This window comes from Aquimarina addita, from assembly GCF_039539305.1.
GTDB lineage: Bacteria > Bacteroidota > Bacteroidia > Flavobacteriales > Flavobacteriaceae > Aquimarina > Aquimarina addita.
On the sequence record NZ_BAABCW010000001.1, the window covers coordinates 89,444 to 105,264 of the forward strand.

Below are 15,821 nucleotides of genomic sequence, written 5' to 3' on the forward strand. Positions count from 1 at the left end.
TCTGTATTTATTCTATACTTCTTCTTTGATTTAAATCAGTCGTAATCTCTCCCATTTTTTCACTTGTCAATGGATATAAGAACATAATGCCTGCTGCCACAACAGTAACAATAGCAGGAATCCAACTCATCAACATCACTAACCCTGGAATCGCTTGTTTTATGGATGAAGCATCTTGCCCGTTATAACCATATAAACCTAAAATAAGACCGATAATAGCTCCTGCAATACCACCACCAAACTTAGTAGCAAATGAACCCGCAGAATAGATAAGTCCTGTAGCTCTTCTTCCGTTTTTCCATTCAGAAAAATCAGCAGTATCTCCTAACATTACAAAAAATAAAGTAGGAAACATAGCAGAGGCAAATTCTGAGACGATTCCAATAGTAAAAATAGCACTAATATCATCTGGGTTACAGAATACCAATAAGGTATTTACGGCACCAGAAAATAACAATGCATATATAAATAAATTACGTTTGCCGATTTTTTTACTTAAGGAGGCAGTGATCAATGCACCAGCTATAGATGCAACCATGAGTCCCACTAAATAAGAAGCTGACAATAACTGATCATTTAAATAATGTGTAAAATAATAAATAACAACACCTTGTTTTATGGAGTTATACACATTAAACAATAGTCCTATAACTAAAAGGATGATCCATGGTTTATTGGTGATCAAATCCTTAAAATCTTTCTTTAAATTTGTTTTTTGATTTTTAGGAGGTAATACCCTTTCTTTTGTAGATAAAAAGGTAAGTAACATTAATAACGCAAGAAATGCAGACATAATATACATTGATTTACTATACCCCTGTTTTTGATCTACAATAGATATATCATCGACAGATAATTCTTTTTCACCAGTAACAATAAAAGAGTAGATACCTCCTTTTTTCATAGCAAAACTTTTACCATTTGTAGATTCTTTATCATCTTGATAATGAACCGTATCATTCCACATAAATGTAGCGACACCATTATTTGTCTTTATATTAACATGCTCCACATCTTTTGACGCTTCAACTTCTACTTTAAATGATGTTTCATCTATGGTATTAATCGCAATAGATGGATTCACATTCCCAAAATAAGCAACTAAAAATAATAATGCTCCTTGTACCAGCATACCACCTGCAAAGGCACCTGCCATTCTAAAAGACCCTATACTGGTTCGTTCCTTATCATTACCTGTCATTACCGCCATTAAAGCTCCATACGGAATATTATTAGCAGTATAGATAAGTGTGAAAATTATATAAGTGATATAAGCATACACAATTTTACCATTCTCGCCCAACTCGGGACTGGTAAATAACAATGATAGAATAACAGCAAGAGGAACGGCCGTCCATAAAATCCAAGGCCTGAATTTACCGTACTTGGAATTGGTTCTATCACCTATAATACCCATTAACACATCGCTGATACCATCGCTAAACCTTGCAACCAGAAATAAGACTCCTACCGTAATCGGACTTAATCCAAAGACATCAGTATAAAAAATCATGAGAAAAGTGGCAACACCTCTCCAAGCTATATTTGCCGCGCCATCTCCTAACGCATACCCTATTTTTTCTTTTATTGAAATCTTATTATGTATTTCCATGTATTGTTGTTTTCATAAGTATAAACACATACTTATTTTTTCCTAAGATCATATCTTGTTAAAAAAATCAGATCTGTTTTTTTTAATCCCGAAGTAAAGTTCAAAAATTATTAGTATATCTTATAGAAGAGTAAAATCAGGTAGTAACATAGACAGAATATTAAGGCTATTTGTAATTTCATGGATACGCTTTTTTAACTATAAGGGATATAAAAAAAGCTGTCAATGACGACAGCTTTTTCTGAATTAAATAGTGAAAATACTTTCATTTTATGCTACTTACAAAATCCAGCAATCTATAAAAGTAAAACTATATAACAGTAGACTACTAATAAATCCATGTAGCAGCTTTTCAACTAAATCCCTCTACTGTTATAGAGTTTTTTATTTAATAATTTATTAAAGTGAGTTATTGTCTGATAAATTCAATGCATTAACAGCATTAGATATTTCATATCCTAATCGCAATCCCTCTGTACAATCCATCCGTATATGAACACCTAATGGTATTCTGGAGAACGCATTTTCTTCTGCCATTTCCGAAAAAGAAGCAAACTGTCTTGGTGTTCCTAAAAACTCTGTAGTCCCTTTATGAGAATTATCGGTAAAGTCTGTCGCATCTCCAACTAAATCTATGAATAGGCCGGCTGCGGCTGAAGCAAAAGAAGAATGTCCTGAAGGATATCCCGGAAAACTAGGATTAGGCCAATAAATAAATTTAAATAGATTAGTTTGATAATCAGCATTTATATATTCCTGAATATATACATTAGGACGCATCACCATGTACTTATATTTATCATCCCACGTGGAGACAGCAGCATCATTAAGTGAAAAACCTAATTTAAGTAGTAATACTAAGGATTCTTGAAGATCAAGATTATACTCATCAATAATCTGTGAAGCTATAGAAATTTGTCTTCCTGGTGGACTCATCATTAATCCTTCTACATCATCAGACCAAAACTCTGCAATCCATAAGTCATCATTATTTTCTGCGGCTGCTTTTGTACTAACATCATACACTTCTAACATCTGTTGATAATAACCACTTTCTGGAGCAGCACTATATTGATCTACAGGGGGTACTGAAGTGGTTTCTTCTGGAGAAATTACAAAAGTACGAACCTCAGACCAATATGGAAACAACGCTCGTTCTTGCGCTGCACTATAGGTCCAGAAACCTGCTCCTACGGGAGGTTCATAAGACGTAGGTTGAGGCGCAAGAATTTGTTCTTCTGCTGCTATATCAGTCTTGCTATAATCGATGATAGTACTAGCAATATACTGCCCCCACCTCTTAGAATCCTGTACTAACCGTCTAGACAATCTGGATGACAATTCTCTTTCTTTTCTAACCTCTAAACCTCTTATTGCTCTAGAACTATTTTCTGGAACATTATAGATAAAATGATCCAAAACTCTTGCATAGCATGCATTTAAAGCAATAAGTGGATCAATATTTCTGGGGGCTCTATTAATTGTAAGCCCGTCTAAACGAGCACTATTAGAAGTATACCCATTCATATTAACTACTACAGTCTCATAAGTCGCCAAATGAATGTATGCCAAAGCTCTTGCAGTCGCATTAGGTCTCATTCCGGTTGCCTGACGGTCTAATTCCAGAAGCATGTCGCTCCATTCTATAATAAGATTACTATTAGATCGCGAAACCTCTGGTCTTTTATCATCCGTATCTTCAATTTCTAGATCTTTTTCTAATACTTCTGATTCAAATTCTTCTGTAGCACATGATTGTAATATCAAGAACGTTGCGGATACAAAAAGTATCCAGGTAAATTTCATTTTTTTCATAATGTAATTAAGTTAGGTTTTAGAGAGTAAGTATCTCTTGTTTGTGTTAAAAATTTAAGTTGAAAAGGGTAAAATTATTAGCATATATTCGTTGGATTTATTACTCTAAGAGACTGTTTTTCAATATATTGATTGTTAACTTTTTGATTCGTGCACGTTTATAGTTTAAAAGCGTTATTATCTCTTTCCGATTCCGGTTACTAACTGGAAGGTTATCCCCCAATTTTCATTGATTAGATTACCATAATTGTAAAAATGATTTAATCGAACTCTGGTATGAGGAGAAACTACATAAGAGAAGCTATTTACTAGGTTTCCTTTCGTTACTGTACGGTCTTCATTATCGGGCATTCCGAATAAAACAGCATTAGAAGTACTGAGAATAAATGTACTTTTAATATAAAATTCTATGTTATTTTGTAAAGCTATGTCAAAACTATCATTTCTTATTTTGTAAGAACTGATACCTCCATACACCTGACTTTCAAACTTAAATTTTTCCTTTATTTTTTTTACAACATCTGCTCCAATTCGTGTTAGATACCTTTCCTCAATTCCCTCTCCTACTTTTCCTGCCATCGCAATAAGTCCATATTCAAAGGATTTAAACAAAGGGGATCCTATTCTAGAGGTACCGAGCCAAGACATTGTATACTGCGGATCAATAAACTCAAAAGTATCTCTACCCATTCTCTGCTCAGCATTTAAATCTGGAGCATAACTTATTAAGGGCCCTGCCAATAAACCACCTGTATATAATGCAGCTTCAAAATCATATTTTTGTGATATTGCTGTTTTAAATGAGACACCCAAATCTTGGGTAAACCCTAGATCCAAGTTTAAAACATTGGCTGTAAAATCAGTGACAGGATCTATTTTGGGGTTATGTCCAAGCTTAATATTAGAATATCCAACAAAAAAACTAGTACGATCCCATTTTGTAGCAAATGACAACCCTAAATTCTGTAATTTTAGTTGATAAGTAAAGAAAGAGTCATCGTTTAAACTTCCTATAAAATCCAACGAAAATCTTGATCTAAAAGAACTCAAAGCTACAGAACGCACATAACCCTTTTGTAGAAGCCGTTGATTTTTAGCCAAATACTGATAAACTAATCTATTCTTAGGTCCTGATGTGGATAAATCAAATTGTTCAGTCTCACTAAGATATCCAACGTGTAAATTGGTTTGTAAATAGTGGAAGCGATTTGTTTGTTTTAACCTTTTTAATGAACTTTGAGCTTCTGTTTTTATAAAAAATAAACACAGCATACCCGTGATCATAAAAATGTGATTTCTCATTATTGTTAAATTGTGGTTGAGTTAAGTTGTGGTTGAACTCTTATTAATAGTTATACATTTGGTTTCTTATACGTACTTTTTCTCTTAATTGTTTAGGTAACTTAACACGTCCCATCCATAAAGGCACAATACGTTCATAAGAAATTAAATAAATGTCTAAAACATCTTTTTCTAAAGTTGGGCAGGTAATATATACTTTACTTAATCCTTTCTTAAAATTATCAACCCATTTACCTGTTTTGGTGTCAGTCATGAGCACAGATTGCTCATACTCTCTAGGCATTAAATCGGTATCAAATGATATAGTAGGTTGTGCTGGATTATAGCGTCGACCTTTGGGATACACATTAAAACCAAAATGCAATCCGTATAATTTTTGTTCTTGTATTTGTGCTAGATCGATATTTGTAATTGTAATGGCAAATGGAGCCCATTTTCCGGTAATTTGTATTTCGCTCAAGCAATCTGTTGTTGCAACATCTACAGCACTTACTGATATTGTATCAAGATATTGCAACCAATTCATATCAAAAGATAGAGCTGTAGAAGGAGAATAAAAGCCTTCATCTCTAAACTGAGCCAAATGAATAGGTTGCTTTTTTGGATCTAAAATACTTTTATAGGTTTCTCTGGATAAACTAAGAGGATCTTGGTTCAGGAATAACCCATATTCAATTTTGTAATGCTCTTCCATATCTAATAATTCAATCTGCCTTTCAGACTGATGACCTACTTCTAGCATTTTAGTATTCCAAATTTTCTTGATAGGATTTCTTAATGTATTAAAATCAATTATTACTTCTTCTGACTTTTTTGACAATTTGTTATAGTCAAATCCAGCGACATCAAATCCCTTAACATCCAGATCAGGGTTTTTAAACTTGACTAAATTTTGATAGAAAGAGGTATCCAACAAAAACCATGTATGAGCAAAAATCTTTGATTGATTATAGTTCACAGCGCTATGCAAACGTTTACTAAAATCAGAAAAATCTTCTGAGTTTAGATTGAACTCCCATTTCCCCGCAGATAAACAACCATTTGTGATACTGGCACGGTGTACTCTATCTAGAGCTTCTTTATACTTATCAGACGATGATTTTCCTTTGACTATTTTAAACTCATCAAATTCTTTTCGTAAACTCACTCCATATCTATTAAACTCTTCCATTAATAACTCTGGATAACAATGTTCTCCTTGTGCGTCGAATGATGGAACTAAACGTAATAAATCAAAATCAGGAACCATTACTTTATTTCCTTTTCCATCTTGGAAAGTAAAGTCAACCATAATTGTGCCTTCTGGCATCATATCCTTTAACTTTAGTTCTACTATATCAAAATGTATGGCTAGACTATCTTTGGCAAATACCTCATCCTTTTCCCAGGCATCATACCTATAGCTATCACTTGGGCTAATGGCCTTTATTCTCATTATTTTATCAGGAAATTGGTCAAAAAACGAACGTATAATCTCGGGAGAACTTGTGTTTTTTTGGCTTCGAGTATCATTCCATTTATAGGAATAACATCCTGTTTGCATACAGATTGCTAAGATCATAATGCTTTTAAGTGTCAATTGTATAACACTTTTTCTATAATAAAAATTCATTGTGTAGTTGGTTAATGCAGGTTATTGTTTATTCAAATACTTTCAAACATAGTTGCTATAACGTTTAAAAAGTTAGGTTATCAGAGTCTCATGTAGACAATTCTGAGTTAAAGAACGAAAAGTATTATTGGTATATTGTTTTGTTAAAATGGATCGTAGATAACGTTATTTTATTTTTTAACCACCACTGCTACGAGTTAAAAAATCCTTACTAACTAAAAAAGAATCAGTTACAAAATAAAAAACGTGTTAAAACACTTATAATTAGTTAACAAAAATTTATCTTTTTGAAAATAATATTCAGTGAATGACCTCTTTTATTCAGTGAATGACCTTTTTTGTTCAATAAATATAATGCAACAACTTGCAACGAAATAAATGTATGAGATCCAGAAAAAGCGATAACAATCAAATTTTTAATCAATAGATACTGGTATATATAATTTGCTAGATGATAAGCTAAGTATTAGATCTTAATTCTTTAAAAAATTTCCAATCCACGTATACGCTACCAGGCCAATGATAGAAATCATTCCCAGAAAATAAAGGTCTTCATGAAATAGGGGACCTATTAACCCAGCAAGAAGAATTACTCCTCCTATTCCCAGGCTTATCAGTTTAGAGGATTTTTTCTCAATCAAAACTCCTTGGGTTAATGGTATAATAGCGCATAATGCTGAAACAACAATTAATAAAAACACTTCATACCCAAGTCCAAAAAACAATGCTGTGCATACTACTGCGAGCAATACACACGAGAAAAACAATAGTCCGGATGCTTTATCTTTTGTATCCAGTAAAAACTTTCCGTGTGAATGAAATAACAAAATCATACTGGATAACGGACCAATAATCCACCCTCCTAATGCAAATAATAGATAGGGAACAATGATCAATATTACCAAATATGGATATTCAGTAAATTCTACAGCTTTTACTAAAAATCGATATACCAAATAAATCCCTATAATAAAAAACCATTGATTTTTAGTTTTCATATTAGAAATCCAAAAAGCATATTTTAAATAAGATCGATATACAAAATTCTTTGCTTTGATCGCCTCCAGCATTCCGTTCTGCGCATATCTCGAAGTAGGATCACTTTTCAGAGATTCCTTAAAATGATTCATGGCATCTTTATAATTGCCTTGTTCCAGCTGCACCCATCCTACACTAGCGTGAGAAAAGCTTCCTTCAGGATCCTGATGCAATGTATTGCCGATAGTTTCCTGTGCTTCTTCCTTTCTGTTCAATTTTGTCAATGCCTGTGCTCTTACATTGAGCGCCAGTACGTTATTAGGATCTAATGCCAGCCCTTCATCAGCAGATGAAAGACTTTCTATATACTCCTTTTCTCCCAAAAGAATATATCCTTTATACCCAAAATAATCTGCATTATAAGGGTCTAATACGATAGCTTCTGTAATAGCAGCTAATGCTGTCTTAATATCATCACGTTGCAATGCTAGTGAAGACCTATTAAAAAACAACTCATCCTCAATAGGATATTGTGAGATCAGACGTTCATTTAGTTCTTCTGCTTTTTTGTATTCTTTGAGTTCTACAAAACAGCGCACTACTAAACTCTTTGCCGTATAATGCTCAGGCTCTCTTTGCAAACCCTCTTGTAGTGATTTTAATGCCTCTGCGTACTTCCGTACCTGAAAAAGTTGAAAACCCCTTTCAAAAAATACATTCTCCATTTATTTTTTAATTTTCAGATAAGACAATATCTCATCATATAATCCCGAGTCATTGGCATACAAAGCATAATTTTTAGATGTTGTAAACCATTCTTTTGTACTAGGCTTTATTGATTTTATAGCTTTCAGAATATCTTTTGTTGTTAATGGCTTAGGGATTCCATCGCTAAACGACTGCATTAATTTTTGTTCAATGGCTACATCTATAGAAGCTAGTATATCGGCACCAGAAAACTCTTTAGCTGCTTTTGCCAATGCCTTATGGTCGATCTTATCCACTGGTTTATCTTTTAGCATGATCTCATAAATAGCTGTTTTTGCACTGAGATCCGGGGGAGAAACAAATATAATTCTATCAAATCGACCTGGTCTTCTAAATGCCGGATCTAAATGCCAAGGAGTATTGGTAGCGCCCAGTACCAATATACCATCATTATCACTTTCAATACCATCTAACTCTGCAAGAAACTGATTGATTACATTTCTACCCGCAGATTTATTCATATCACTGCGATTAGCCCCTAATGCATCAATCTCATCGATAAAAATAACACAAGGTGTATTTTGTCTGGCTGTTTCAAAGATTTCGTGTAAATTCTGCTCACTACTGCCAATCCACATATCTAAAATATCATTAATCCCTATACTAATAAAATTAGCATTGATCTCTCCAGCTGTGGCTCTTGCCAAATGGGTTTTACCACACCCGGGAGGTCCATATAACAAAATACCTCCACCGATCTTTTTACCATACGCTTTATACAGATCTTTATGTTCTAAAGGCTTAATAATCTTAAGAGAGATTTGATTCTTTACCTCATCCATGCCTCCAACATCAGCAAAATTGATAGTTGGTTTTTTAAGAAACTGTACTGCATCTTCATCTATAAAATCTCCTGCATCTTCATTTGTGGTTTGTAATCGTAAAACCTTATCAAAATCAGCATTTTGATAGGTTTTATCCAGACTTAATAGTTGTTGATATGTTTCTTTAGCTTCTACAATATTATCTTCTTGTAAGTGGCAATAACACAATAATTCTAAGTATTCAATTTCTGTAGGATCATAGGATATCAACTCTTCTAAAATAATTTCTGCAGCTGCTGTTTTCTCTAGCCTAAAATAACATTGTGCCAGTCCGAATTTAGCCTCTGTACTCGCCCCGTTTAATTTTAACACTTCTACATATTGTTCTTCTGCAAGAGGGTAATTACTTCTATCTAGATATGATTTTGCAATCCTTAGTCTTAACGGTATATTATCTGGAGAAAATGAAAGTGCTTCCAATAGATCATCTATAAAGTCTTTGCTCATTGAATTCGCTTGTTATTGTTATTATGAAAGTGATAAAATTAAAGTTTTATCTTTGAAAATATAGGGTAGTGATCAGAAAGTTCATCTTTAAACGTAGTAAATTCTAATACTTCTGCCTCGTATGGCACTAATATATAATCTATTCTTGCCGGAAAAAACTGAAACTCAAAAGTTTTTCCAAAACCACTCCCCGCTTCCCTAAAAGTATCCTGAAGGTTTTCTGATGTTATTTTATCGTAGACATAAGAATAGGCCGTATTATTAAAGTCCCCCATCACAATATTCTTATACGGAGATAGCTTCATATGATCAATTAACTGCTCTGCTTGTATTTGTTGTATTTTAAATGAAAACTGAATACGTTTTAATAATTTTTGTGAATTTTCTTTCATCCTACCACTTGCAACATCGCTTATTTTATGAGATTGTAAGTGCACGTTATATATCCTAAGAGTATCAGTAGGTGTAATCACATCTGCAAAAATCACATTATTAGCTGTATTCTCAAAACTTAAAGATCCCCTATTCAACAATGGATATTTAGAAAAAATAACTAATGCCAGTTCTCCATGATTGCGATTAAAATACTCATGTTTATGTGGATATTGATCAAAATCTATATCTGGATTATTATAATACTCCTGTGCACAAAAAATAGTTGGATCTTGTTCTTTTACCAAGCTGGAAATATCTTGTGGTATCGTCTCAGAATCAATCCAGTGAAAACGATTAAAACTATGTACATTATAACTTAAGAACGACAATACACCCGATGCTTCATCAGATGTTTTTCCTTGCAATTTATACAAAGAAGTAACATGAGAAATACCTAATATTAATACAATCAAGGATACTAATAATCTACGATTCAACTGTACTGCCCAATAGATTAAAAATAAAACATTAATTAGAATCAAAATTGGTACGGCGAGACTCAATACAGATAATAAAGGGAATGTTTGCGGTGAAACATAAGGGAGCAAATAAGAAAGCAATAAGACAAAAGCCAACAGGGAATTGATCAGAAAAATAATCTTATTAGTAAGCTTTCTCATTATTTCTATTTACCTGCTTTAAACAAAAAATCTTTTTCTTTTTGAGTTAAACTATCATATCCACTCTTACTAATCTTATCAAGAATTGCATCTATTTCTGCTTGATTAGGATTTTTTGTAGAAACAGTTTTCTTACTTTTTGGAGTTGTACTCCTTGTTTTTTTTGCTTTATGAACTGTACGTAAAGGGCTTTTCTTTTTGGGTTCAAATAAGGTTACAACCCAGTCCATCATGTTCTCAAAACCGGCACCTATATTTTTACCTTTTGCAAGCTGACTTGCATACACATATCCAAAAATAGCACCTCCAAGATGAGCAAAATGTGTTCCTGCACTATCCGGGTTAATCTGAACAAGGTCGAGTACTACAAAAAAAGCAGCGATATGCCAGAATTTTACAGATCCGATAAACATTAATCGTATTCCTAGATTAGGAACTTTTGTAGCTACAGCAATTAATACCGCCATAACCGATGCAGAGGCTCCTATTAAATAGGCATTTTTTGTGGTTAGTGCTGGAAATAATGCGTATGACACCATAAATAAAAGCGCTCCACAAATACCTCCTAAAAAATAAACTGTCCATGCATTTTTGCCTGTGAAAAAATTTAAAAAATATCTTCCGGAAAAGTAAAGGATCAACATATTAAAAAAAATATGACCTAAACCGGCATGTAAGAAAGCATAAGTAATAATAGTCCAGGGCTTGTACCAATATTGATCCAGATCGCTAAAGAAAACTAACCATTCTGTTACAAAATTAAAGTTCCATCGCATTAAGGATGCCATTGCTGAAATAATGCCAAAAAACACAAATGCCAGCACATTAATCGCAATTAACTTTTCTATTGCGGTAGCCGTTTGATATTTTAATTTTAATGTATCTTTAAATGACATTAGTACCAACGATTTTTATTAAACGAATTCTTTTTCCAATACCACATAGTTGCAAACCCAATAATAGCTCCTCCTATATGAGCCCAGTGTGCAATATTACTCATTCCATAAACACTAAAACTTGATATTCCACCTAATACATCTGGTATAAAATAAAAAGCCATTAAATATTTCGCTTTTACCGGAAAAGGAATAAATAACATACGTAGTGGCTGATTCCAATATAAAATACCAAAAGCAGCTATAATACCCGATACAGCTCCAGAGGCACCAACCATATTACTATAATATGATTTATACATCGCACTAATGCTATCTTCTGTGGTAAACTGCAAAACCTTAGTACTGTAACTTCCTGTTCTTAAAAATTCTAAAACTTCATTTTTTGCGAAACCAGCTTCCAGAAAACTTTGATACCCTGGTAAGAACTGTATATAATGAAATAAAATCTGTAAACCTAACGCTCCCAAACCTGCAGAAAAATATAAAAACAAAAACTTCTTTTGTCCTATTATATTTTCTACCTGACTACCAAACATATATAGTAAAAGCATATTAAATAAAATATGCGTTATGGATTGCTGACTATGCATAAACATATGCGTCACAATTTGCCATATCTGAAAACTATCATTCATAGGAAACCACAAAGCAAATAATTTATACCCTGCTTCTCCCAATGAAATAGATCCTACAAAAAAGATCACATTGATGATCAATAAAGTCTTTACTGTATCTGTAATTCTACCCATTTATATTTAAAATTTTTTATCTATATCATCTACTGTTAACGTGATGAATGTCGGCTTATTATCTGGTGTTACTGTAGGCTCTGTACAAGCAAACAGACTATTTACCATGTGCTGTTGTTGCTCTTTTGCCAGCTCTACTCCTGTCCTTACTGCTACGCTACTGGCAATGGAACGAGCTAACAAATCTGTTTGTGAAAAACCACTATCAGGTAGCTCATGTTCCATATCACTAATCAATTGCTCTAATAAAACCGCAACTTCACTATCTGTTGTCACTGCAGGAATACCATTAATAACTACTTCTTCTTCAGCTAATTTCTCAAACACAAACCCAGTATTCTCCAACTGTTCTTTTACAGTCTCCAATAATGCGATTTCCTGTTTAGAAAATGAAAGCTCTAAAGGAAATAACAGTTGTTGACTTACAGCACTTGCCATTGTTATATTACGAAGCATTTCTTCATATAAGATTCGCTGATGTGCGCGATGCTGATTAATGATTACCATACCACTTTTGATTGTCGTAACAATATATTTACGTCGTAATTGATACGTAATGTTATGCGCTAATTCTGACTGTTTATCTCCTGTAAACAAAGAACCTGTTACTTCTGCACTTTCAAAAGCTACCGTAGAAAAATCACTTTCTATAGGTGATGTGGTCACTATATCTTTTGTGTCCAAACCAACATATAAATTTTCCCAAGTACCACTTGTTTCTTTTTTATAGTCTTTAAAATTAGATCTTGATGTAGTACCCTCCTTCTCTGAAGTGTTTTCTTCCTTAAAAGGATTAAATGTTCTATCGATTTCAATTTTGGGTACCTGAGCAGCTTTACCTTTATATTCATAAGGTGTATCCATAGATGAATCCCTATTAAAATCAAGTACGGGTGCCACATTAAACTGCCCCAGGCTATGTTTTATAGTAGAGCGCAACATCGCATACAAGGCATGTTCATCATCAAACTTAATTTCTGTTTTAGTAGGATGAATATTTATATCTATGGATTTAGGATCTACACTCAGATATATAAAATAACTGGGATGCGCTTTTTGATGCAGTAACCCTTCAAAAGCAGAACTCACTGCATGGTTGAGATATGCACTTTTTATAAATCGATTATTGACAAAGAAGAACTGCTCTCCTCGTGTTCGTTTTGCATACTCTGGTTTTCCTACAAAACCTTTTATACTCACCAAATCTGTTTCTTCTGTTACCGGAACTAATTTTTCATTCGTTTTCCCTCCAAAAATATGTACAATTCGTTGTCTATGATTAGAGGCAGGCAAACTAAACACCTCGCTGCCATTATGATACATATCAAACTTAATATCTGAGTGCACCATGGCTACACGATGGAATTCATCGATAATATGTCTTAACTCTACGGTATTAGATTTCAGGAAATTACGTCGTGCAGGAATATTATAAAACAAGTTTTTTACGCAAATAGCTGTTCCCTTAGGTGCTACACATGCTTCTTGTGAGATCACCTCGCTACCTTCTATTTTAATTTCAGTTGCTACCTCATCAGCATCTTGCCTGGTCTTTAATTCTACATGAGCAATAGCAGCAATAGATGCTAAAGCCTCCCCTCTAAAACCCTTGGTACTTAATTGAAAAAGATCTTCTGCACTTTTAATTTTAGAAGTGGCATGACGTTCAAAACTTAATCTGGCATCTGTAACGCTCATACCGATACCGTTATCAATCACTTGTATCAATGTTTTACCAGCTTCTTTAACCACTAATTTTATATGGACAGCTCCGGCATCAATCGCATTTTCTAATAACTCCTTAACTACAGAAGATGGTCGTTGCACTACCTCTCCGGCAGCAATCTGATTAGCTACGTGATCCGGTAATAGTTGGATGATATCTGACATGTATTATCGCGCAGTAAATATGGATAAATCAAAATCTATTAAGTACAAAAAGATAAAAATCAATATCATCGCTATATAAATAACTCTTTTATTGATGGAACGATTTCCTCTGTTGCGACTTGCTTTTCTATCCTCGCTCCATTGTGCTCCAAAATCGATGGCATTAGTTGTTTCCCTGTATTTTGTAATTCTATTTTCGAAATCATAAATATTACCATCACTCTTTCCTTTATAATAACGAGGAGTGTAATTATATCTTCTATTGATTTTTCTTTTTGGGATACTTAACTTCACGACTTGTTCCTTTCTTTTTGTATTATCCAAATATACTTAAAATGCATTATAATCTACCGCTTTTAGCATGACAATAACACTGTAATTATGAATAGCAAGGATGGTGCCGTTTTTACAGAATAAATAAAAAATTGAGTTATAGATGACTTTTACCTGATATCTTGCAACACAAAAGTTATCTATTTATTAAAACTTAGCGTCTTTTCTCAATTGAGCCATTTTTATAGCGGCTATCGCTGCTTCGGTTCCTTTATTCCCATGTTTACCACCAGAACGATCAATAGATTGCTGGATAGTATTATCAGTTAATACACAAAAAATCACAGGAATATCATGCTGTATATTCAGATCTTTAATTCCTTGGGTTACACCATCACACACAAAATCAAAATGCTTAGTTTCTCCCTGAATTACGCTTCCGATAGCAATTATGGCATCTAACATATCATAAGCTTGTTGCATTTTTTTGCAACCATAGATCAATTCAAAACTCCCGGGAACATTCCAGCGTACAATATTATCTTTCAGAGCCCCACAATCCAGTAGTGCATCAAAAGCTCCTTGAAAAAGACCTTCTGTTATTGTGTCATTCCATTCTGAAACAACAATCCCAAACCGAAAATTCTTCGCGTCTGGGATCGTTGATTTATCGTATTCTGATAAATTTTTATTTTCTGTAGCCATACTAATAAGTTATAAGTACTAAGTATAAGGAGTAAGTGTATAATTACAACTCAACAACCTGTATAAACCCAAAACTATTTTGACATTCCTTGTGCTCTACCTAGATGTACATCTACCTGATTAGCCTCTGTACTCTTAGAAAACTCTTCCTTTATTCTTTCTAAATATGTAATTGCAATATCTGCCTTTCCTAAATCGATAGCGGTAATAGCTGATTTCAACAAAAATTTTGGAGTTGTAAATTCGTTAGCCTCTGTGTTAGCAGCTTTTTCATAAAAGCCAAGCGCATCTTCCATCTTGTCTTGTTGTGCATATGCATCACCAATTCCTCCTAATGCTAAAGCTCCTAAAATCTTATCATCACTATCAAATGCAGAAAGATACTTTATAGCTTCTTCATATTTATTCATATTAAGGTATGAAAATCCAGCATAATAATTTGCCAGGTTTGAGGCATCTGTTCCACCGTAATTTTCGATAATTTCCAAAAATCCGTATTTACCATCTGCTCCATTTAATGCTAATGTATATAAAGAATCAGTAACTACTCCTGTTCCATTTACTGCCTGATCAAAATATTGCTGCGCTACAAAAATCTCATTAGAAGCTTCTTGTTCTTTTGGCTGCTGGAAATACTTATCATATCCTAACCAACCCAATACAATCAATGCTATAGCCCCGACTACAATAAAAATATATTTCTGATTTGCTGCAACCCACTCTTCAGTTTTAGAAGCACCTTCATCTAAGGTATTGAATACTTCTGCTGTTGTTGAATGATCTTCTACCTGCTCAATCTCTTCTTCTTTATTTTTTGGTTTGTATCCTCGTTTCTTATAAGTTGCCATAAATTAAATTTAATGAACGGCAAAAATAAAATATTTATTCATAA

At 33.5% G+C, this 15,821-nt stretch carries 13 protein-coding genes; all 13 read right to left on the reverse strand.

Going from position 1 to position 15,821, the window contains the following annotated elements; translation table 11 throughout:
* Positions 1–7 precede the first annotated feature (7 nt).
* Positions 8–1,612 carry an MFS transporter gene (locus tag ABD816_RS00425; RefSeq protein WP_344923748.1) on the reverse strand — a complete coding sequence of 535 codons (1,605 nt, stop codon included), beginning with the start codon at positions 1,610–1,612 and terminating at the stop codon, positions 8–10.
* Positions 1,613–2,011: 399 nt separating this feature from the next.
* Complete coding sequence (locus ABD816_RS00430) at positions 2,012–3,427, reverse strand: vanadium-dependent haloperoxidase (RefSeq protein WP_344923750.1); 1,416 nt, start codon at positions 3,425–3,427, stop codon at positions 2,012–2,014.
* Between the two features lie 177 nt (positions 3,428–3,604).
* Positions 3,605–4,729 carry a hypothetical protein gene (locus tag ABD816_RS00435; RefSeq protein ID WP_344923751.1) on the reverse strand — a complete coding sequence of 375 codons (1,125 nt, stop codon included), beginning with the start codon at positions 4,727–4,729 and terminating at the stop codon, positions 3,605–3,607.
* Between the two features lie 43 nt (positions 4,730–4,772).
* Positions 4,773–6,341 (reverse strand): hypothetical protein, encoded by a 1,569-nt coding sequence (locus ABD816_RS00440; RefSeq protein ID WP_344923753.1) that lies wholly within the window; start codon positions 6,339–6,341, stop codon positions 4,773–4,775.
* A gap of 473 nt (positions 6,342–6,814) precedes the next feature.
* Positions 6,815–8,044: a tetratricopeptide repeat protein gene (locus tag ABD816_RS00445; protein ID WP_344923754.1), complete on the reverse strand. Its 1,230-nt coding sequence runs from the start codon at positions 8,042–8,044 to the stop codon at positions 6,815–6,817.
* Positions 8,045–9,358, reverse strand: coding sequence for an AAA family ATPase (locus tag ABD816_RS00450; protein ID WP_344923756.1), 1,314 nt, complete (start codon positions 9,356–9,358; stop codon positions 8,045–8,047).
* Between the two features lie 38 nt (positions 9,359–9,396).
* Positions 9,397–10,413: an endonuclease/exonuclease/phosphatase family protein gene (locus ABD816_RS00455; protein ID WP_344923759.1), complete on the reverse strand. Its 1,017-nt coding sequence runs from the start codon at positions 10,411–10,413 to the stop codon at positions 9,397–9,399.
* A gap of 5 nt (positions 10,414–10,418) precedes the next feature.
* Positions 10,419–11,309 carry a rhomboid family intramembrane serine protease gene (locus ABD816_RS00460; RefSeq protein WP_344923761.1) on the reverse strand — a complete coding sequence of 297 codons (891 nt, stop codon included), beginning with the start codon at positions 11,307–11,309 and terminating at the stop codon, positions 10,419–10,421.
* Positions 11,309–12,061, reverse strand: a complete 753-nt coding sequence (locus ABD816_RS00465) for a rhomboid family intramembrane serine protease (RefSeq protein WP_344923763.1) — start codon at positions 12,059–12,061, stop codon at positions 11,309–11,311. The genes ABD816_RS00460 and ABD816_RS00465 overlap by 1 nt, the downstream gene beginning before the upstream one ends.
* Before the next feature lie 6 nt (positions 12,062–12,067).
* Positions 12,068–13,951 (reverse strand): DNA mismatch repair endonuclease MutL, encoded by a 1,884-nt coding sequence (gene mutL, locus ABD816_RS00470; protein WP_344923766.1) that lies wholly within the window; start codon positions 13,949–13,951, stop codon positions 12,068–12,070.
* Positions 13,952–13,954: 3 nt separating this feature from the next.
* Positions 13,955–14,275, reverse strand: coding sequence for a hypothetical protein (locus ABD816_RS00475; protein ID WP_344923768.1), 321 nt, complete (start codon positions 14,273–14,275; stop codon positions 13,955–13,957).
* Positions 14,276–14,431: 156 nt separating this feature from the next.
* Positions 14,432–14,929 carry a 6,7-dimethyl-8-ribityllumazine synthase gene (gene ribH / locus ABD816_RS00480; RefSeq protein ID WP_344923770.1) on the reverse strand — a complete coding sequence of 166 codons (498 nt, stop codon included), beginning with the start codon at positions 14,927–14,929 and terminating at the stop codon, positions 14,432–14,434.
* Positions 14,930–15,003: 74 nt separating this feature from the next.
* Positions 15,004–15,777: a tetratricopeptide repeat protein gene (locus tag ABD816_RS00485; protein WP_344923772.1), complete on the reverse strand. Its 774-nt coding sequence runs from the start codon at positions 15,775–15,777 to the stop codon at positions 15,004–15,006.
* Positions 15,778–15,821 lie beyond the last annotated feature (44 nt).